Annotated in this window: 16 protein-coding genes and 3 tRNA genes; 11 read left to right on the forward strand and 8 right to left on the reverse strand. The window is 66.1% G+C overall.

Going from position 1 to position 18,306, the window contains the following annotated elements; genetic code table 11:
* Window positions 1–127 precede the first annotated feature (127 nt).
* The 3 genes from J4H91_RS08035 (at window position 128) to J4H91_RS15790 (ending at window position 1,533) form a co-directional block, all read left to right on the forward strand.
* Window positions 128–847 (forward strand): DUF4231 domain-containing protein, encoded by a 720-nt coding sequence (locus J4H91_RS08035; protein WP_341783484.1) that lies wholly within the window; start codon window positions 128–130, stop codon window positions 845–847.
* Window positions 848–940: 93 nt separating this feature from the next.
* Entirely contained in the window at window positions 941–1,225 is a 285-nt protein-coding gene (locus J4H91_RS08040; protein ID WP_200130811.1) for a ribbon-helix-helix domain-containing protein, read from the forward strand.
* Complete coding sequence (locus tag J4H91_RS15790; RefSeq protein WP_208045751.1) at window positions 1,222–1,533, forward strand: type II toxin-antitoxin system RelE/ParE family toxin; 312 nt, start codon at window positions 1,222–1,224, stop codon at window positions 1,531–1,533. The genes J4H91_RS08040 and J4H91_RS15790 overlap by 4 nt, the downstream gene beginning before the upstream one ends.
* A gap of 7 nt (window positions 1,534–1,540) precedes the next feature.
* On the opposite strand, the gene J4H91_RS08050 is transcribed toward J4H91_RS15790, so the two are convergent.
* Window positions 1,541–3,772 carry an AAA family ATPase gene (locus tag J4H91_RS08050; protein WP_341783482.1) on the reverse strand — a complete coding sequence of 744 codons (2,232 nt, stop codon included), beginning with the start codon at window positions 3,770–3,772 and terminating at the stop codon, window positions 1,541–1,543.
* Window positions 3,773–4,083: 311 nt separating this feature from the next.
* Here J4H91_RS08050 and J4H91_RS08055 point away from each other — a divergent pair, with 311 nt between their 5' ends.
* Window positions 4,084–4,614, forward strand: a complete 531-nt coding sequence (locus J4H91_RS08055; RefSeq protein ID WP_208045752.1) for a hypothetical protein — start codon at window positions 4,084–4,086, stop codon at window positions 4,612–4,614.
* A 9-nt stretch (window positions 4,615–4,623) separates the two neighbouring features.
* On the opposite strand, the gene J4H91_RS08060 is transcribed toward J4H91_RS08055, so the two are convergent.
* Window positions 4,624–5,301: a hypothetical protein gene (locus J4H91_RS08060; protein WP_208045753.1), complete on the reverse strand. Its 678-nt coding sequence runs from the start codon at window positions 5,299–5,301 to the stop codon at window positions 4,624–4,626.
* Window positions 5,302–5,328: 27 nt separating this feature from the next.
* A complete protein-coding gene (locus J4H91_RS08065; RefSeq protein ID WP_208045754.1) occupies window positions 5,329–6,024 on the reverse strand; it encodes a hypothetical protein in 696 nt (231 codons plus the stop codon).
* A 133-nt stretch (window positions 6,025–6,157) separates the two neighbouring features.
* Here J4H91_RS08065 and J4H91_RS08070 point away from each other — a divergent pair, with 133 nt between their 5' ends.
* Window positions 6,158–6,355 carry a MerR family transcriptional regulator gene (locus tag J4H91_RS08070; RefSeq protein WP_208045755.1) on the forward strand — a complete coding sequence of 66 codons (198 nt, stop codon included), beginning with the start codon at window positions 6,158–6,160 and terminating at the stop codon, window positions 6,353–6,355.
* A 154-nt stretch (window positions 6,356–6,509) separates the two neighbouring features.
* Window positions 6,510–7,634, forward strand: a complete 1,125-nt coding sequence (locus J4H91_RS08075) for a tyrosine-type recombinase/integrase (RefSeq protein WP_208045756.1) — start codon at window positions 6,510–6,512, stop codon at window positions 7,632–7,634.
* A 158-nt stretch (window positions 7,635–7,792) separates the two neighbouring features.
* Here J4H91_RS08075 and J4H91_RS08080 read toward each other — a convergent pair.
* From J4H91_RS08080 to J4H91_RS08090, 3 genes are all read right to left on the reverse strand, one after another.
* Window positions 7,793–7,865, reverse strand: a tRNA-Phe gene (locus tag J4H91_RS08080).
* 64 nt (window positions 7,866–7,929) lie between these two features.
* A tRNA-Asp gene (locus J4H91_RS08085) sits at window positions 7,930–8,006 on the reverse strand.
* A gap of 30 nt (window positions 8,007–8,036) precedes the next feature.
* A tRNA-Glu gene (locus J4H91_RS08090) sits at window positions 8,037–8,109 on the reverse strand.
* A gap of 288 nt (window positions 8,110–8,397) precedes the next feature.
* On the opposite strand from J4H91_RS08090, the gene J4H91_RS08095 reads away from it, so the two are divergent.
* The 3 genes from J4H91_RS08095 to J4H91_RS08105 all read left to right on the forward strand — a co-directional run bounded on the left by J4H91_RS08095 (window position 8,398) and on the right by J4H91_RS08105 (window position 11,839).
* On the forward strand, window positions 8,398–9,210 hold the full coding sequence (locus tag J4H91_RS08095) for a TetR/AcrR family transcriptional regulator (RefSeq protein ID WP_208045757.1): 813 nt from the start codon (window positions 8,398–8,400) through the stop codon (window positions 9,208–9,210).
* On the forward strand, window positions 9,207–10,520 hold the full coding sequence (locus tag J4H91_RS08100) for a M20/M25/M40 family metallo-hydrolase (protein ID WP_208045758.1): 1,314 nt from the start codon (window positions 9,207–9,209) through the stop codon (window positions 10,518–10,520). The genes J4H91_RS08095 and J4H91_RS08100 overlap by 4 nt, the downstream gene beginning before the upstream one ends.
* 122 nt (window positions 10,521–10,642) lie before the next feature.
* Complete coding sequence (locus J4H91_RS08105) at window positions 10,643–11,839, forward strand: aminotransferase-like domain-containing protein (RefSeq protein WP_243752790.1); 1,197 nt, start codon at window positions 10,643–10,645, stop codon at window positions 11,837–11,839.
* Between the two features lie 115 nt (window positions 11,840–11,954).
* Here the strand turns inward: J4H91_RS08105 and J4H91_RS08110 are convergent, their stop codons facing one another.
* Together J4H91_RS08110 and J4H91_RS08115 are read right to left on the reverse strand one after the other, a co-directional pair.
* The gene (locus J4H91_RS08110; RefSeq protein WP_208045759.1) at window positions 11,955–13,520 is read right to left on the reverse strand and encodes a zinc-binding metallopeptidase family protein; all 1,566 of its coding nucleotides are present in this window, start codon (window positions 13,518–13,520) and stop codon (window positions 11,955–11,957) included.
* 104 nt (window positions 13,521–13,624) lie between these two features.
* The gene (locus J4H91_RS08115) at window positions 13,625–14,983 is read right to left on the reverse strand and encodes an MFS transporter (protein ID WP_208045760.1); all 1,359 of its coding nucleotides are present in this window, start codon (window positions 14,981–14,983) and stop codon (window positions 13,625–13,627) included.
* 264 nt (window positions 14,984–15,247) lie between these two features.
* Here J4H91_RS08115 and J4H91_RS08120 point away from each other — a divergent pair, with 264 nt between their 5' ends.
* The gene (locus J4H91_RS08120) at window positions 15,248–16,189 is read left to right on the forward strand and encodes an Lrp/AsnC family transcriptional regulator (protein ID WP_208045761.1); all 942 of its coding nucleotides are present in this window, start codon (window positions 15,248–15,250) and stop codon (window positions 16,187–16,189) included.
* 94 nt (window positions 16,190–16,283) lie between these two features.
* Window positions 16,284–18,215 (forward strand): primary-amine oxidase, encoded by a 1,932-nt coding sequence (locus J4H91_RS08125; RefSeq protein WP_208045762.1) that lies wholly within the window; start codon window positions 16,284–16,286, stop codon window positions 18,213–18,215.
* Window positions 18,216–18,306: the final 91 nt, after the last annotated feature.

Here is an 18,306-nt window from a genome sequence, read left to right on the forward strand (position 1 = left end):
CGTATCACCGCCGGCGTCGTCAGGCCCGCCTGGGCCGTTTGACGCCCATCGAGTTCGAGACCATCATGAACGAAGACCTGGCCCTCGCGGCCTAACTGGAACTGTCACCTGTTCCTACATCAGACCCATCCTTGCCGGCTTCTCCCTGGCACTAGTGAGCGAAATACTCTCTTGGACTTTTCAACCGGAGCGTGCCTGGTATGACGGCCGAGCAGTTGCTGAGTCAGTAAAGACCTTGGCCTGGCGCTACTCAGTTTGCGCCGATCCGTTCCCTCAAACCCTCACCGAGCGCGAGGCTGGTGACGCATTACGCCAACGAATAGATTCCGTGACAAATGAGCTCTCAGATCGAGTTGCTTTCGGGGGTGAGAATCTGGTTGTTACACAAGCCATGAATCAACTACGCATTCAGCCATTCACGACGCGCCGGACTTCGTATATTGAGGGACGCACGAAGGATCAGCAGGAATGGTACGCCAAGAAATCTCAGTTCAACAGAAATCGCTCCTATACATGGCGCGTGATACTAATTCTGACCGAAATTCTCGCGGTCACGTTGGCGCTCGGGCGACTAATCGGCGACTGGCCAGTGGATCTTGCAGGCCTCCTCGGTGCCGCTATTGCAGCCGGTGCTGCATGGGTCGCAGTTAAGCAGTACTCCCCTCTAGCTTCCGCATATTCCGTCGCCGCAAAAGAACTAGCCATCCAAGCAGATAAGTTGCGTGGAGTTGACGAGTCAAGTTGGTCAATGGTGGTCGCGGATGCAGAGGAAGCAATCAGCCGCGAACACACTACCTGGCTGGCTTCCCGCACTGGGCTTGCTCGGCGCCATAATCAGACCGGCTGAAAGTGCGACCTCGCCCCCGAATTCGGGGAAGATTATCGGCAGGCTTGGATACTCTTGGATAGGATTGAGTCATATCGAAAGCGAGGCCCGATCATGCGCACCACGAAGCAGCTCAGCATCACTCTCCCCAACAGCATGGCGGACGCCCTCAAAGAGCGCGTCGCGTCCGGCGCATACGCCAGCGAGAGCGAGGTCGTGCGCGATGGCTTGCGCGCACTGTTCGCGCGCGACGAAGCGGTCGAGAACTGGCTGCGCACAGAGGTCATCGCCTCCGTCGAAGAGCTGCGCGCCGATCCCTCGCGGGCCATCAGCTCAGAGGAGATGCGCGCCGAGCTCTCCCGCTGGCATGCCGAGCGCCTTGCAGACAGCTCCTCGTGACGCATCAGGTCGTCTACTCACCACGTGCCCATAGACAGTTACGCGCGATCTACGATTGGATCGCAGGTGAGGCTGGGCCGGAAATCGCACAGCGATTCGTACTCTCGATCTATGACTATTGCGACGATCTGGCAGACTTCCCCCTCCGGGGCCGTGCTCGGGATGACCTAACGCCCGGAATGCGAGTGATCGGGTTCCGTCGACGAGCGATGATCGCGTTCCTAGTCACCGACAATGAGGTCGAGATTCATGGCGTCTACTACGGTGGAAGCGACTACGAGGCTCTGATCCTCGATAGTCTCGACTGAGCACTGATTACAGCCCGAGACCAGGATCATCGCGTCGAGACTGCGCGCTCGAAGGTTCTCGGTTGGTTGCGCCGCGCAACCGTCGCACTCGGTCTGCAACGAGTTCTCGCGCCTGTTCCGCCGCTGCACGCTTCGCTTCAATCAGTGCGGCGGCTTCCCTGGGCGGCAGGGCCCGTAGTCTCTCGACTTCGCGGTGGGTCTCCGTCGCCTGTGCGTGCGCGTCACGGGCTTCACGCTCGGGGCGGATGAACCTGGCACGTATCGGGTCACGGCGCACCCGTTCGGCTCCCAGCTCTTGCGCGAGTAGCGTGAGGCGTTCGCGGTCGTGCCGATCCTTGAGCGCCGCCAGCTCCGTCCGTGCAGAAGCGAGAGTGCGGGCGGCATCGAGCACGCGCGGGTCGTCCTCGGCACGCCGCTCGGCGGCGATGGTCGCCCAGCCGGTGAGGCTGTCGCCGTGGCGCGGTGGCATTCCCCAGGTGTCGCGCACTTGCTCGCGTGCCGCGCGGGTGTGCTCGGTTGTAGCCTGGTGCTCCTGCCGTGCTCTGCGTCGCGCGAACCTGCGCGACGTTGCCAGCCGATCCAATGCGGTGCTCTCGGCGGCGACTGCGGCAAGGTAGGTTCCGCCGTCCTCGACGGCCTGCGGCACCAACTCCGCGACGACCTCGGCGCGGGCCTGGGCTGCGCGAGTCTCGGCGGCGCGGATCGTCTCGGCGTTCTTCTCGTCCTGCGCCTTGTGGCTGGTGCGCTGCTGGTTGAGGCCTTCCGCAAGTTGCTCCCACTTCTCGGCCTTTCGTTCGGCGCGCTCGGCCTCGCGCAAGAGACGGGCAACCTCATCACTTACGAGCTTCACGGGACCGTCGCTCACGAGGCCGCGCACCGCCTCGGCTGCGCGCTCGGTCGCATCTGCAAGGCCGCGATCTGCCCGGTCACGTTCCATCGCTTCGATGAACTGTGCCCGTGCGTCGGCCATATCGTCAGCGACAACATGCAGGGTATTTATCTCGCGGCCTCGGGTCATACCGACGTACACCGCCGCGCCGCCCATGCTCTCAGTGAGGACGGTGTGCGAGGCGGGCACGGTCACGCCCTGCACCCCGTAAGCAGTCGCGGCATAGGCAAGATGGGCGTGCTCGCGCACATACTCGGCAGGTAGGTGGATCGAGTGTTCGCGTTTACGGTTACTGTGCGCGTCGCGCACCCACAGCGAGCCGTCCTGCTCGACTTGTTGGACGATCCACTGTTGCCGGTTCGCCACGCCCAGGTCGGTGCTGTTCTTGCGGGTCTGGATCAGGTCACCGCGCCCGATGCTCAGACCGTCGCTGCCGCTCGCTGTGGTGGTGTCGTCGACGACGCCTGCGCGGGTGCGTTCGTCTCGGATGCGATCATTCAGCCGGGCCGCCTCGTCATTCGATGCGACGGTGACGGCGTCGCCGTCGTGTCTGCTGGTGGCGAGGTCTTCGCGCAGCTCGTCGGCATCGGCGTGGAGCCGGATCAGCCCGAGTTCGCGTAGCCGGTCGAACACCTGGGCGGGGTTGCGGCGGTCGCGCATCTGCACGGTGACTTCTGCGTAGGTCGGGTCTGTGAAGCGGTGTACCTCGGCCATGTCGAATGTAAGGCCCCGGAGTTGCGCGGACATGTCCAATACGCCGCCTCTGCCGACTGCGGGCAGTTGCGCGCGATCCCCGACCAGCGCGAGCGTTGCGCCCGTCTCCGCTGCGACGGTGAACAGGGCGAGTGCGGTGTCTTGGTCGAGCATCCCGGCCTCGTCCACGACGATCCGCTCACCACGACGCAACTGCGCGTCGCGCGGTGGACCAGTGTAGGTTGCGCCGGTCGCGGGCTCGCTGTCGCCTACAGCAAGGCGTGTCCATACGCCGTCAGTGTTCCACCGCCACCCGTGCGCCTGAACGAGGGCGGCGACCGATTCGGCGGGCACGCCGAGTTCCTGGTGCGCGACCTCGGCGGCACGCTTGGTCGGCGCAACCACCCGTACCCAGCCGCCGCGCTGCTCAGCGGCGCGGATCGCGGTGGCGAGCATCGTGGTCTTGCCCGCGCCCGCTGCGCCCTCCACGATCACCAACGGATCGTGCGAGGCGACCGCTGCAGCCGCGTCGAGCTGGCCAGCGTCGAGGCGCTGCCCGAGTGCGGCCGAGTGCTTGCGCACGTCAGCATGCTCCGGCTCACGGTCAGGTATGCGGGCGGTGATGCGGTCGCGCAGTTCCGTCTCGACCTGCACCACCCGCACGCTCGTCAGGTGCGCGACATGCTCCGGCGCTGCTGGACTACGCCGCACCCGATCTGCCGGAGCTGACCGCTTCTGAAATTGAAGAAGCAAATGAAGAACAAGCAGATGAAATTCGCGAAGAGGTTACGAGGTACTTTCCGCAGATGGTCACCCACCTTGGGCAGCTCGTATCGGCAGTTCAGGAAGGAAACGCTTCAAATAAGAACACCGCGAACTGGAATAAATTCTTCGGCTGGGCGACTGTCGTTGCGGCTGTCACTGGTATTGCGACTGTCACACTAACTCTGGTTCGTGGGTGATGGAGAATGAGCGAGCACGAAGCCTTCGTCGCCTGCCGTTGTTACCGTGACGGCCTAACTTCTCAGCCACCTGTTGACCCGAAACTACTCGACTATGATCGCTTCGGCCAGATCAAACCCGCAGGGCTCTACGGCATGGAGGCCACCGAGGACGAGGCTCTCTGGCAGTGGTGGGAATCCAAGGCTTGCACACACGAAGGCATGCGCGAAATCTGCCTGATTTGGTGGGCCGAGAAACCCGGTATCGGTGTCATCAAGGAAGCGCTCGATGCAGGCCAAGTTCCAGCAGTCACCGAAGTACTCGAGCGCGGTTCCCAATTCGATTCTGCCGTCATTATTGCAGAACCCGAGCTCGCAGCTTCCGCCCTCATCGAGCTACAAGCGGTGTTCGACCGCGCGAAAGGTGACTCCGAACGGCACCTGCTTGATGCGGGATACGGATTCCTTGAACTGCGCAACCTCCTCAGTGCTTCTGTCAGAACAGGCAATCCGGTGGTCGGCTTTTACAACGGTAGCAGCCTTGGCTTCGCCCCTTGAAGGCGACTCTCAGTCCTCTCGTTTTTGGTTGAGGCGGCGCATCTGTCGAGCAATTACGTCAATTGCTTCGGGGGCTGCTTCGCTCCATCGCCAGGGGTCAACGTCGATCACAAACTCGTCTTCGAACGGGTCACCGTTGCCATCCGTGTAGGAAACCATTATTTCGTACCTAGTGGGCACTTTGGCACCTGGGGCCATAATCGCTTCGGTTCGATCCAATACGTAGCGCAACTCATTGCCTGGCGCCAGCATCGAGATCTCGTCGTCACCTGAGAATGCCTTGCGGAGTGCCGCAAGCACAGGGTCTGGCCCAGGTGACCTCCCTTCCCCGCTATTCTCAAATTCTGGTGTCGAGATCATGCGTATCCGCCGAGCAGGTGTGCGACCCGTGTTACGCACCAATATGAATGCGACTTTACCTCCGTTGTCTTGCGTGGGGTCACCGGCGGCAAGCACCTTCAGACCTAACGACACCTCGACATACGGCCGTACGCTTTCCCTCACCGCAGCAGCGGATGACTCAGCAGCGCGCGCGGCATTCTCATTTGCCTCTCGCATTTGCCTTAACTGGTGAAGCGCAACCCACGCGGCAGCTACAGCAACTAATAGCGTGGCAAACATCCACATCGCCTGCCATTCCGCTGCGGTGGGAGCGCTATCGATATTCCACCAGTTCGCTGCCATCATGCTTTGACCATATCGACCCTTGGTCACCTACCCGGCTCGTCCTCTGCGGCCCGGCGGGAGCAACCCACGGCTGCGGGCCCTAGCCACCCAGCCCTGTGCGGTACTGAGCGCGACACCGTTGATATCAGCCATCGTTGCTGAGGGGTTCTCATCGCCCTGGCCGGAGAGCTTGCTGTGCTGTAACGCTACAAGCTCGTAGAAGTCTGGCACCTGCTTCGGGTTGCCGAGAGGCTTCAACAATTCGCGTTCGCTGACCTTTCTGCCACTCGGGAGAACGATCTTGTTGCCAGTCACGGTCGCAACGCGCTTCATCGCGAACAGGCGCTTGTTGATCGCAGCCTCGATCTTCGCAGTTGGCAGCTCGCGCAATAGGTGGCTCGTGATGGGGTCGCCCGGTCTCCACGGCAGATAGATCACGCCAGTGATCCGCACCTCTTCTGGGGTGGCATAGAGTTGTCGCTGCAATCGAATCATGACTCGGGTGTGAGTGCCCTCGTGCTCGATATAGCGCCAGCGCCCATCTACGGTTTCGTTCTGTTCCGAGTCGGCATCGCCGCCACTGGCCTGGTCGTCGTAGCCGAGTATGCGGTCTATCTCGTCGCTGGCATCGTCGGCACGCTCGCCGGGGAATCTCGCGGCGAGGTGCCAGCCTGCGGGCAGGTCGTCCTGGGTGAGCAGACCGTCTGCGGCCTGATCCCAGGGGCGGGGCGTTGGAAGTGCCATGTGCATCAGTCTAGCGAACAGACACACTTATCTCATGTAGTTGCGATTACGTCTTGTTTGTGTTTCAATATCAGGTACTCGCAAGAACGCTAGATATTGACCGCGTTCATCCACCACGGCGAAAGGAAAGGGCATGACCGAGGCGACGACGCAGACGGACTACCTCACGCGTGCCGAGGCTGCCGCCCGGTGCCGGGTGCCCTTGCCGACGTTCGACAAGCTTCGCCGCGACGGGCTGATCCCCGAACCAGACGCTGAGGTTGGCAAGCACAAGCTCTGGCGGGCAGACACCATCGACGAGTTCCTCGAAGTCGGCGGAACGAGACGCTAATGGCTGGCCGACCGTGACTACTTCCCCGTGGCGCATCGATCCGAAGACAGGTCGACCACTGCCCGAGGGGATACGTTGGCGGGCAGATCGTAACCGCTATCAGATTCGCCTAACGGTCACTGATCTGGCAGGGAACAAGCAGCATCGCTCGCGCATGTTCCTCACGCTCGTAGAAGCGAAGCGCGAACTGGCGAAAGAGATTGCTGGCCGCAACCCGAACGCGGGCATGACGCTCACCCAATGGCACGAGCGCTACTGGCCTGCCGTCGCTGCATCGGTGCGAGTCGGCACAGCACGCGGCTATGATGTGTCGTGGCGCAAGCGGGTGCAGCCGACGCTCGGTGACAAGAAGCTCGAAGAGATCACGTCACCGCTCATCGAATCGGCGATGGTGTCCTGGGTCGGGTCGCCATCGATCAAGGTCGATTCCCTCGCAGTGCTCAGCCGCTTGCTCGACGGGGCACGCCGGGCAAGGATCATCGACTACAACCCGGCTCGCGAGGTGAAGCGCCCGAGTCAAGACACCTCCTCGTCTCCGACCTCGCGCGCACTCACGGTGCAGCAGATCAAGAAGCTGCTCGAACTCATCGAGCCGGGCGTCTATCGCCGTTACGCGGCGGCGCTGGTCTTCACGGGTATGCGAGCGGGCGAGGCGACCGCGCAGCGGGTGCGCGATGCTGACTTGAAGCACGGCATCCTCCGTATCAGCCGCAGCTTCTCCCCCGGCAAGAATGGCGAGCTGATCGAGCAGACCCCAAAGAGCCGCAAGGAGCGAGAAGCGCCGATCACGAAGCAACTCCGCACGTTCGTCATCGAGGCGGTCAAGGGCAAGGAGCCAGACGATCTGTTGTGGGCTGGGCCGAACGGTGGCAGGCTCACCGCGCGGAACTTCCGCCGCGCGGTCGATTGGGAGAAGATCAAGAAAGAGCTTCGCCGCCCCGACCTGCGCGTACATGATCTCCGGCACACCTTCGCCACGATCCTTTTCGACGCGGGCGCATCCGCTCCAGACGTGCAGGCAGTGCTCGGGCACTCCAGCCTCCAAGTCACCGAACGCTACTCACGTGCCCGCGAAGGCGTCGCGCGGCGAGCGGGGTCTGTACTCGATGGGCTCTTCGAGCCGGACAAGCCGAAGCAGAAGAAGAGCAGCAAGAAGACAACCGCAGCGAAGAAGCCCGGCCGCGCTTCCAAGAACACGGCGTTCGCCGATCCGTTCAGTATCACAGGCCACGGAAATGGCCCAAGAATGGCCCAAGGTCACGGCGGACTCAGCCTGTAGCCCGCTGATGGGATCCTGCGACTGCGCGCAGGATGACGGCGGAGCGGAGCGGGACTCCGCGAGAGCGGCACGGAATCACCGGCTGACCAGGGAAAATAAGCGAACCCCCACGAGTAGAAGCCTCGTGAGGGTTCAGTAACGGTGTAATAGCCGCTACGTGGCTCCGACCGGCATCGATCCGGTGACCTTTCGATTTTCAGTCGAACGCTCTACCAACTGAGCTACAGAGCCAGGCAATCACTTTCATGGCGATCGCCAGAGACGAAGAAACCCTTCCGTAGAAGGGTTCTTCATCTGGCGACCCTGACGGGACTTGAACCCGCGACCTCCGCCGTGACAGGGCGGCGCGCTAACCAACTGCGCCACAGGGCCATGGTGTATTCAATTGTATTCGGTGTTCAGTGACCCCAACGGGATTCGAACCCGTGCTGCCGCCGTGAAAGGGCGGTGTCCTAGGCCGCTAAACGATGGGGCCGAAGCGATTTCCCGCTTGCTACCGAGATGAAATACTACGACGGATTCGCGCCCCCGCGCAAATCGGGCCCGATTTCCCCCGAATCCCTGGCGTGTCGCGCCGGCGGCAGGCACGCGACAGGCGCAGATTCTCACTCGCGCGCATTTCAATAAGTGCTTATTATTTAAGATGAGGAATCGAGCCGGCTCCCCGCACGAACGTCGGAGCACCGCGCACGCGCCACGAACACGAACAAACTTCACGCACGCACCCCGAGCACGCACAGACACCACGACTCCAGGAGGCCGTATGACTCCCCCGAGACGGCGCACGCACGCAGTCAGCGACGAGGCCATCGCCGCACTCCGCGCGCGCCTGCTCGAGCGCGCCTCCCGGATCGTCGCGCGGGAGGGGGTCGACGGCTGCTCGCTCACCGCCGTCGCCCGCGAGGCAGGCTGCAGCATCGGCATGATCCAGCACCACTTCCAGACCCGCGACGCCCTCGTGCTGGCGAGCATCGAGCACCGCAGCGAACAGGCGCTCGCCGAGTGGTCGCGTCTGCGCTCGGCCTCCCCCGACCCCGTTCGCGCGCTCGGCAGCCTCCTCTCCTTCGCCGTCGAGGGCGAGGAGACGCTCACCGACGCCTGGGGCTTCTGGCTCCAGGCGTACATCGCGTCGCCCAAGCACCCCGAGATTCGCGCGACCGTCACCCGCACGCTCGAGGTCTGGCGCGCAATGTTCGTCGACACGATCGCCGCTGCGAGAGAGGCGGGTCGGATCCCTCGCGATATCGAACCCGAGCGCACGGCCGCCCACCTCATCGCCGTGACCGACGGTCTTGCGATGCATGCGCTCGGCGGTTTCTACGGCACGGGTGCCGCCGACATGCGCCGCAGCCTGCTTCGGATCGCGGCCGATCTGCTCTCACTCGAGCCGCGAGATCTCGACCCCGGCGATCTCGACCCGGGCGACCGCGAGAAGAGTGATCGCGAGGCGACGAGGGATCACGAGACGACGAGGGGTCGCGCCTCGACCGAGGCGAGGGATCGGGAAGCGTCTGGGGAACCCTCGCCGCAGAACCGCGCGCCCCAACGGCCCCTGACGAGAGAGGACGCCCGATGACCGACGGAGCACTGACGCCGATGCAGGACGAGGCGGTGCGGTTCTGCGCGGAGCTCATCCGCATCGACAGCACCAACACGGGCGACCCCGCCACCACCGGCGACGGCGAGAGCCGCTGCGCGAGCCTCATCGAGAGCTGGCTCGCAGCCCACCCGGGAACGCGCTTCGAGCGCGCCCCCGGCAGGGCGAATCTCGTCGTGCGCATCCCGGGTCGGCAGCCCGAACTCCCGGCACTGCTGGTCCACGCCCACACCGACGTCGTGCCCGCCGACCCCGCCAGGTGGAGCGTCGATCCCTTCGCCGGCGAGATCCGGGACGGCTGCGTCTGGGGGCGCGGGGCTGTCGACATGAAGGACATGATCGGCATGCTGGTCGCAGCCGTGCGTCAGCTCGATCGTGAGGGGCACCGCCCGAAGCGCGACATCGTGCTGGCCTTCGTCGCCGACGAGGAGGTCGAGGGATCCTACGGCATGGGCTACCTCGTCGATGAGCACCCGGAGGTCTTCGCGGGTGTGAGCGAGGCGATCGGCGAGGTCGGAGGCTTCTCCGTGACCGTGCCGCGCGGTCGCGCCTACACGATCGGTATCGCCGAGAAAGGGATCGCCTGGGCCACGCTGCGAGCGCGCGGCACCGAGGGTCACGGCTCGATGGTGCCCAACCGCGAGAACGCGGTGGCCCGCCTCGTTGCGGCTCTCGCGCGGATCGCGACCCACGAGTGGCCCGTCTCGCTCGACCGCACCGCGACGAGCGTGCTCGGCGCGCTCGAGCGGCTGCTGGGGCGAGAGCTCGACCCGGAGAACCTCGAAGAGGCGCTCGCGCCCCTCGGCCCCGTCGCGGCGATGTTCTCGAACGCGTTCCAGACGACCTCGGCTCCGACGCAGCTGCGCGCCGGGAGCAAGACCAACACCGTTCCGGGCGAGGCGGTCGCCACCGTCGACTGCCGCATCGCGCCCGGCCGCGACGACGAGTTCCGGCGCGTGTTCGCGGAGCTCGTCGGCCCGGGCATCGACGTCGAGTGGGAGACCGGCCCCAGCGTCTCCGCCCCGTTCGACGCGCCGCTCGTGGCCGATATGCGACGCGCTGTAGAGGCCGTCGATCCGGGGGCCACGACCCTCCCCTTCACCACGGGCGGTGCGACCGACGCCAAGTCGCTGAGCCGGCTCGGCATCACCTGCTACGGCTTCGCGCCGCTCCGCCTCCCGGAGGCCTTCGACTTCCCCGGCAGCTTCCACGGCATCGACGAGCGGGTTCCGGTGGAGGCTCTCCGCACCGGGTCGATGATCCTCCGCGAGTTCCTGCGCGCGCAATAGGCGCGAGCGACCGAACCGAGCACCGGCGCCAGACCGGGCCGGGCCAGGCCAGGCCAGGCCAGGCCAGGATCACCATCTCCGACTCTTCACCCCGATACAGCCATTCCGACCAGGAGCAACCCATGACCCATCCCGCATTCGCACAGCGCGAGAAGCACTTCCGCCCCTCCCCCGTCCGCTCCGTGTGGGACGTCTCCATGGAGCCGGGCATGATCTCGCTCGCGGGAGGCAACCCCGACCTCGCGGGCCTCCCGCTCGACGCCCTCGGCGACGCCGCTTCCGCACTCATCCGCGAACACGGCACGGAGGTGCTGCAGTACAGCACGGGCGCCGGCATCGACGAGCTGCGGACCGAGCTGACGCGCGTCATGGCGCGCGCCGGCATCGAGGCCGACCCGGCCGACCTCCTGGTCACCGCGGGCTCGCAGATGGCCCTCGAACTCATCACCGCCATGTACTGCGACCCGGGAGACGTGGTGCTCGCCGAAGGGCCGAGCTACGTGGGCGCGATCAGCACCTTCATGGGGCTCGAGGCCGAGGTGTCGCACGTGCCGTGCGATGCGGACGGCATCGTGCCGGACGCGCTCGAAGCCCGCATCGCCGAGCTCCGCGCCGCTGGCAAGCGCGTGAAGCTGCTCTACACGATCCCGAACTTCAACAATCCGTCGGGCATCACGCTCGCCGCAGATCGCCGTCCCCGTATCGCCGAGATCTGCCGCGAGGCGGGCATCGTGCTCGTCGAGGACGATCCCTACGGCCTCGTCCGCTTCGAGGGCGAGACCGTCCCCGCCATCCGCGCGGCGGATCCCTCGGTCATCTACCTCGGCTCGCTGAGCAAGATCTTCTCCCCGGGCATCCGCATCGGCTGGGTGCTGGCTCCGCGGGAGGTGAGGGATCGGCTGCAGCTGCTCTCCGAGAGCACGACCATCCACGCGTCGACTCTCAGCCAGCACCTGGCGCTGACGTACCTGCGCGACTTCGACTGGTCGGGCCACCTCGACCGCGCCATCGTCCGCTACCGCGAGCGGGCCGAGGCGCTGCTCGAAGCGCTCCCCTCGGCCCTGCCCGCGGGCAGCACGTGGACGCGGCCGAGCGGCGGCTTCTTCGTCTGGGCGACGCTCCCCGAGGGAGCCTCTGCTGACGAGCTCTTCGCGCTCGCCGCGGAGGAGGGCGTCGTCTTCATCCCCGGGTCGGGGTTCTACGCGGACGGTCAAGGCGAGCGGGAGCTGAGGTTCTCGTTCTCCCTGGAGTCGCCGGAGCGGATCCGCGAGGGGATGACCCGCCTCGCTCGCGCGTCGGAGCGCTACGCCCGGCGGTAGGCGCCGGAGGTCGCCGCTCGAGTGTCCGGGCAGGCACTCGAGCGGCGACCTGAGCGAGTGTCCGGGCGGCCGACTGCATCGCCTTCGAAGGGCGGTGCAGGCGGCCGCGCGTCCCTCACCAGTGCCGGTGCTCGCCCTCACCCGAGTAGTCGGGCCAGGGCAAGTCGATCGGCGCCTCGAAGTCGCTCGGCAGGAGCGCGGGCATGGGCTCGGCGGCGACGCGAGCCTCGAACTCCTCGGTGGCGCGCCGCAGCGTCTCCGGTCGGGTGAGCAGGTCGAGGAAGGTGCCCGCGACCGTCTTGCCCGCCGTGACGATGGTCGGCGCGATGGTCGCGGGGATCCCGCCGAGCGCGTTCATCACCCACGCCGGGTAGGGACCCTGATCCTGCGCTGGCTGCAGGGCCGGACGCGAGACGTAGAAGCGCACGAGCGGCGCGTAGTGCGACATCTCGACGTAATCGTCGCTCGTCCAGTTGCGCTGCCAGGCCGGCATGTGCTCGCGCAGCAGGCGCTCCGCCTCCTGCGGAGCGATGAGCTGCTCCGTCTCGGCGAGGAAGGGCCGCTCGCTCGGTTCGAGGCCGAGCGAGCGCTGGATCTCCTGCGCGACCTCGATCGCCTCGGGGCCGTACTGCGGGGCCCCGACCTCCTCGAGGTTGGCGTAGAGCACCTCGCTCATCGCGTGGTTCGTGCGACCGGGACGGCTGCGCGCGACCCAGCGCTCCTCGAGCTCGCAGTGCCCCACGACCGCGGCCGCCTGCGCGTTGCGGTCGAGCACCGCGAGGATGTGCTCCGCCATCTCGATATCGGGGGTGCGCCAGGAGAACTGGATGCGTGCGACGCGCTGCGGCAGGTTGTCGGCGGTGGCCTGGCCGTCGGTGAGGATGGCGTCCGAGAAGCTCCACCCGCCCGTCGCAGGCAGCATCGAGTCGAGCATGGTGCGCGATGCGGTGTACATCTGCATGAGCGACACGTTCGCGCCGGGCGCCCTGGCAGCGGAATGCGAGGCGGGGATCGGCGAGTTGGGGTCTGCGCTCGACAGCTGCCAGGTCTCGGGGTGGTCGCAGACGAAGGAGTACACCTTGCTGTAGTAAGCGCCGCACTGGGTGTCCCACCGAGCCGTGTTGCACAGCGGCAGCATGTAGAAGGGGTGGAACGACACGATGGCGTCGGCCTCGTCGTAGTAGCCGCGCAGGCCGTGCACCACCTTCGAACCGTGCATCTTCTCGGCGGGTTCGCCGGTGTAGAGCAGCGTGCCCGGGATCCCGTGCCGCTCCATCGCGTGCTTCGTGCCGAGCAGACCCGCGAGCGTGGAGATTCCGAGCACGGAGTGGGGGTCGGTGTGCCCGGGCGCGAATCTCGTGAGGCCCTCGCGCGGGGTCTCGGAGGTGGCCGCCGCCTGGCTGTTGCCCGGCACCGCGTCGTACTCGGCGTAGGTGAGCACCGCCGGTCCTTCGCCGTTGCTCCAGCGCGCGCTGAAGGCCGTCGGCATGCCCGCCGAGCCGTCCTCCACCTCGAAGCCCTCGGCACGCAGGCGCTCCACGTACCAGCGCTGCGAGCGGTACTCGCGCCAGGCCGGTTCGGCGAGCTCCCAGATGTGCGTGTGCCACTCGGTGAGCTGCTCGAGGTGGTCGTCGATCCACGCCCGAGCGGTCTCCTTGGCCTCTGCCGTCAGTTCCGTCATCGTCGTCCTCTCTGTGGTGAATCTCTGGGTGTGTCTCCGGCACCGGATGCGCCGAGCCCGGCGGGAAGCTCCCGCCGGGCTCGGCGCATCCGTGCGGATCGGAGCTATCGGCCCTCGGGCTGAGCGATCGTCGTCGTGTCGACGGGACGCGCCTTCAACGACGCGGTCACGGGCGCCGCGTCGGAGTGCTGCGGTGCGAGAGCCGTGGAGACCCAGGCGACGAGCGACAGGAAGGCGAAGAGCCCGATCACGGCCCAGATGTTGCCTGTGGCCGCGAAGAGGCCAGCGGCGATGACGGGCGACAGGCCGCCCCAGACCGCGGCGCCGATGCCGTACGCGAGCGACATCGAGGTGTAGCGCGCCTGCGGACGGAACAGCTGAGCCATGAGTGCCGAGAGCGGCGCCCACGTCGCGCTCATGGTGATGCGGATCGCGGAGACGAGCACGTAGATCAGCGCCACGTTGTGGCCCTCGATGGAGAGGATGAGCGGGATCGACAGGACGAAGGAGAGGCCGACCCCCAGGTACATGAGCATCTTGCCTCCCCACTTGTCGCCGAGCCAGGCGAGCGGGAGGGTGACGAGAGTCTCGAAGAAGGAGGCGACCGTCATCGCGCCGAGGATGGTGGCCGCGTTCAGGCCCACCTCGGGGCTCGTCGCGTAGCTCTGCACGTAGGAGGTCGCCAGGTAATAGCCGCCCGAGGCGATCGCCACCATGCCGAAACCGAGGAGGATGGGCCACCAGTTGTTCTTGAGGGCGAAGAGCACGGGCGTCGACTGCTCGTGGCCGCCGATCTTCTCCTCGAAGACGGGCGTCTCCTCGACGCGGTAGCGCACCCAGAAACCGACGCCGATGAGCACGATGCTGGCGAGGAAGGGGATGCGCCAGCCCCAGCTCATGAGCACGTCGTCGCCCATCGCCGCAAGGATCCAGAACGCGCCGGAGGAGAGCAGCGCGCCGAGCGGATTGCCGAGCTGGGTGAAGCCGCCGTAGAAGACCTTGAACTTCGGGGGCGCGCTCTCGACGGCCATGAGGCTCGCGCCGCCCCACTCGCCGCCGACGGCGAGGCCCTGCACGAGCCTGAGCACGATCAGCAGGATCGGCGCGGCGATGCCCATCGTGGCGTAGCCGGGCAGGCAGCCGACGAGCACGGTGGCCACGCCCATCATGATGAGCGTGATCGTGAGCGCCGGCTTGCGGCCGAGCTTGTCGCCGACGTGACCGAAGATGATGCCGCCCAGGGGCCGGGCGAAGAAGGCGACGGCATAGGTGCCGAAGGAGGCGAGAGTGCCGAGACCGCGGTCGAGTTCGGGGAAGAACACCTGCGGGAAGACGATGGCGGCGGCCGTGGCGTAGACGTAGAAGTCGTACCACTCGACGGTGGTGCCGACGGCAGCGGCGAATCCGGATTTGAGCGCTCGCCGATGCGAGTGCGCCGGTGCCTGCGCGGTTGGGGTGGACATGCGAAGCTCCCTTGCTCGGTACAGATGCGCGCGTCTGGCGCGCACACTGTTGCGATGATAGGCGAGGCAATACCTTTCCCAGGCCGAGGATCGTCGACAAACCACCTCCATAGGCCGGCGTTCTGTGAGCCATCTCCGCTATCTCTCCGATTTCGGACGGATTTTTCAGCGGATCGCCGAACTTCTGATGGGCGGGCATCGCAGATGCGCGTATTTTTGTAACCCGGCCGTCTGCGCGTCGAGCGGGGCCGGTGGAGGGGAGCCATGCAGGAGGAGAAACGGCGCGGGCAGAACCGGGACATCGATCTCGATACTCTCGACGGCCAGATCATCCGCGCGCTCCAGCAGGACGGGCGAGCGAGCATCCGCGATCTCGCCGCCTCGTTCGGGGCGACCCGCGAGCTCGTCTCCCATCGACTGCGCCTCCTCACCGAGCACGAGGGACTGCGCGTCGTCGCCGCGCTCGATCCGGGCTTCGCGGGGCATCACGTGCTCACGCATTCGATGGTGCTGGTCGACGGCCCGGTGGGCCCCGTCGCCGAACGGCTGGCCGAGCTGCCGGATGCCGTCTTCGTCTCGATGGTCAGCGGCGCGTTCCCGCTCGTCTTCGAATCCCGTCACGGCAGCGTCGAGGAACTGCACGAGAGCCTCGACTGGGTGCGCGGCCTTCCCGGCGTGCAGCGCGTGCGCGTCACGACCTACTCGGAGATCCTCAAGGGATTCTTCGTGTCCCCGGAACGGCGGCAGATCTCGCTCGACTCCATCGACTACGCCCTCATAGCGATCCTGCAGCGCGACGGCCGTACCTCCTACCGCGCCCTCGCCGAGGCGGTGCACCTGTCGGCATCCTCCGCGCGGGCACGGGTCCACCGCCTGATCGACGCCGGAGTGATCCGCATCTCCGCGATCAAGTCGGGCGGCATCTCGCGCAACCGCCTCGCGATCGGTATCGGCATCACGGCGAGGGGCGGCACGGAACCGATCGGCCGATACCTCGCCGTCTCCCCCGCCATCGACTTCGCCGCGCGCTCGCACGGCAACTACGACTTCGTCGCCACGCTCGTCGGAGCGTCGTCGTCGACGCTGCTCACGGTCATCGATGAACTGCGCACGATACCGGAGGTCGGCGCCATCGAATCGTGGGCCCACTTCGACATCGTCAAAGAGGACTACGCCCGGACACTGGGGCGGGTTCTCGGCCCTTGATAAGGACGATCGCGGCGGAATCGCGGCCCCGCACGGCACCGACTACAGTAGGGGCAGGCGGCGACAAGGGTGTCTCTGCCGAGAAGGAGTCACCATGGGATCGCACCCCCTCGATTCACTGACCGCCGATGAGATCTCCGCGACCTCGGCACTGCTCGCACGCGAGAAGGGGATCGACGCAGGCTGGCGCTACGCGTCGATCATCCTCCGAGAGCCCCCGAAGGCCGAGGTGAAGGCCTGGAGCGACGGCGACCCGATCGTGCGCCGATCCCTCGCCGTCCTTTGGAACAAGCAGAGCAACGAGGTGCACGAGGCCGTCGTGAACCTCACCGAAGGCTCGCTCGAGAGCTGGACGCACGTGCCCGGCGTCACCCCCAACTTCACCGTCGACGAATACCACGACTGCGATGTCGCACTGCGCGACGACCCCGCGGTGCGCGCGGCTCTCGAGGCCCGCGGCGTCGACCCCGAGCTCGTGCTCTTCGACCTCTGGACCTACGGACACGAGGTGATGCCGCCCGAGTGGCGCGACCGCCGCCTCGGCTGGGTCGACATCTGGAAGCGCGCGCAGAAGGGCGGCAACCCCTACGCGCACCCCGTCAGCGGCCTGAAGATCATCGTCGATGTCAACACCATGGAGGTGCTGAAGATCGACGAGTCGCACGATCGCGGCTTCCCCGAGGTCGACGCCGAATACACTCCCGAACTGCGCGGCGAGCCGGAGCGCACCGACCTGAAGAAGCTCGACATCGTGCAGCCCGACGGCGTCTCATTCGACCTCGAGGGATCGCGGCTGCGCTGGCAGGACTGGGAGTTCCGCCTCGGCTTCAACTACCGCGAGGGGCCCGTGCTCTACCAGGTCAGGTTCAAGGACGGCGATGAGTATCGCGACATCGCGTATCGCATGTCGCTCGCCGAGATGATTGTGCCCTACCGCGACTCGAGCTTCGACCACTACCGCCGCACGGCCTTCGACATCGGCGAGTGGGGCCTCGGCTACATGTGCACCTCGCTCGAGCTCGGCTGCGACTGCCTCGGCGAGATCACCTACCTCGACGGCGTCCTGCCGAACACGAAGGGCGAGCCCCAGGTCACGAAGAACGTGATCTGCCTCCACGAGGAGGATGACGCGGTGCTGTGGAAGCACGTCGACCCCGACGCCGGCACCGAGGTGCGCCGCATGCGCCGCTTCGTGGTCTCGGTGCACGCCACCGTCGCCAACTACGAGTACCTCGTATACTGGCGCTTCTACCCCGACGGCAACATCGAGTGCGAGATCCGGGCGACCGGCATCATGGTGAGCACGCCGATGGACGATGAGCAGACCTCCTTCCCGACCGGCACCGTCATCGATCGCCGCACCTACGCGCCCTACCATCAGCACTTCCTCGTCGCCCGCCTCGATCTCGACATCGACGGCGACGACAACACCGTCGTCGAGACGGAGTCGTTCGCGCCTCCGATCAGCGAGAGCAACCCCTACGGCCTCGACCTGCACACGCGCGCGAAGGTGATCGAGTCGGAGAGCGAGTCGGGCCGCATCTACGACTGGCAGTCGCAGCGCGGATGGAAGGTGCAGAACCCGAACCGGCTCAACGCCTGGGGCAACCCGACGGCGTACAAGCTGGCTCCGACGGGGCACTTCCCCGCGATGTTCGACGAGTCGTCGCCGATCCTGCGCCGCAACCCCGTCATCGGCAACACCGTGTGGGTCACGAAGCACCACGACACGGAGATGTGGCCCGCGGGCGACTATCCGACGCAGTCGGAGAACGACCTGGGCAACGGCATGAGCGCCTGGATCGCCGACGACGAGAACCTCGTCGACACCGATGTGGTGCTCTGGTACGTCTTCGGCGTGCATCACATCACGCGCCCGGAGGACTGGCCCATGATGCCGGTCGACAAGGTGTCGTTCACGCTGAAGCCGTTCGGCTTCTTCGACCGCAACCCGTCGCTCGACGCACCCCGCTCCCGGGCGAAGGGATCCTGCTGTTCCGGAGGTGACTGCTCGTGCGGCCACTGACGGCGTGCGGGCACTGAGCGGAAGGCGCTGACGCGCCGCCGCGGCCTTCCCGGCGAAGCGCAAGAGGCTCGGATCCTTCGGGATCCGAGCC

Origin of the sequence: Leucobacter ruminantium (genome assembly GCF_017565705.1) — a bacterium.
Classification (GTDB): Bacteria; Actinomycetota; Actinomycetes; order Actinomycetales; family Microbacteriaceae; genus Leucobacter; species Leucobacter ruminantium.

Coding starts and splice junctions, on each gene's coding strand:
- J4H91_RS08040 (WP_200130811.1), top strand. CDS start 941: ATGCGCACCACGAAGCAGCTCAGCATCACTCTCCCCAACAGCATGGCG.
- J4H91_RS08055 (WP_208045752.1), top strand. CDS start 4,084: ATGAGCGAGCACGAAGCCTTCGTCGCCTGCCGTTGTTACCGTGACGGC.
- J4H91_RS08060 (WP_208045753.1), bottom strand. CDS start 5,301: ATGATGGCAGCGAACTGGTGGAATATCGATAGCGCTCCCACCGCAGCG.
- J4H91_RS08065 (WP_208045754.1), bottom strand. CDS start 6,024: ATGGCACTTCCAACGCCCCGCCCCTGGGATCAGGCCGCAGACGGTCTG.
- J4H91_RS08070 (WP_208045755.1), top strand. CDS start 6,158: ATGACCGAGGCGACGACGCAGACGGACTACCTCACGCGTGCCGAGGCT.
- J4H91_RS08075 (WP_208045756.1), top strand. CDS start 6,510: ATGTTCCTCACGCTCGTAGAAGCGAAGCGCGAACTGGCGAAAGAGATT.
- J4H91_RS08095 (WP_208045757.1), top strand. CDS start 8,398: ATGACTCCCCCGAGACGGCGCACGCACGCAGTCAGCGACGAGGCCATC.
- J4H91_RS08100 (WP_208045758.1), top strand. CDS start 9,207: ATGACCGACGGAGCACTGACGCCGATGCAGGACGAGGCGGTGCGGTTC.
- J4H91_RS08105 (WP_243752790.1), top strand. CDS start 10,643: ATGACCCATCCCGCATTCGCACAGCGCGAGAAGCACTTCCGCCCCTCC.
- J4H91_RS08110 (WP_208045759.1), bottom strand. CDS start 13,520: ATGACGGAACTGACGGCAGAGGCCAAGGAGACCGCTCGGGCGTGGATC.
- J4H91_RS08115 (WP_208045760.1), bottom strand. CDS start 14,983: ATGTCCACCCCAACCGCGCAGGCACCGGCGCACTCGCATCGGCGAGCG.
- J4H91_RS08120 (WP_208045761.1), top strand. CDS start 15,248: ATGCAGGAGGAGAAACGGCGCGGGCAGAACCGGGACATCGATCTCGAT.
- J4H91_RS08125 (WP_208045762.1), top strand. CDS start 16,284: ATGGGATCGCACCCCCTCGATTCACTGACCGCCGATGAGATCTCCGCG.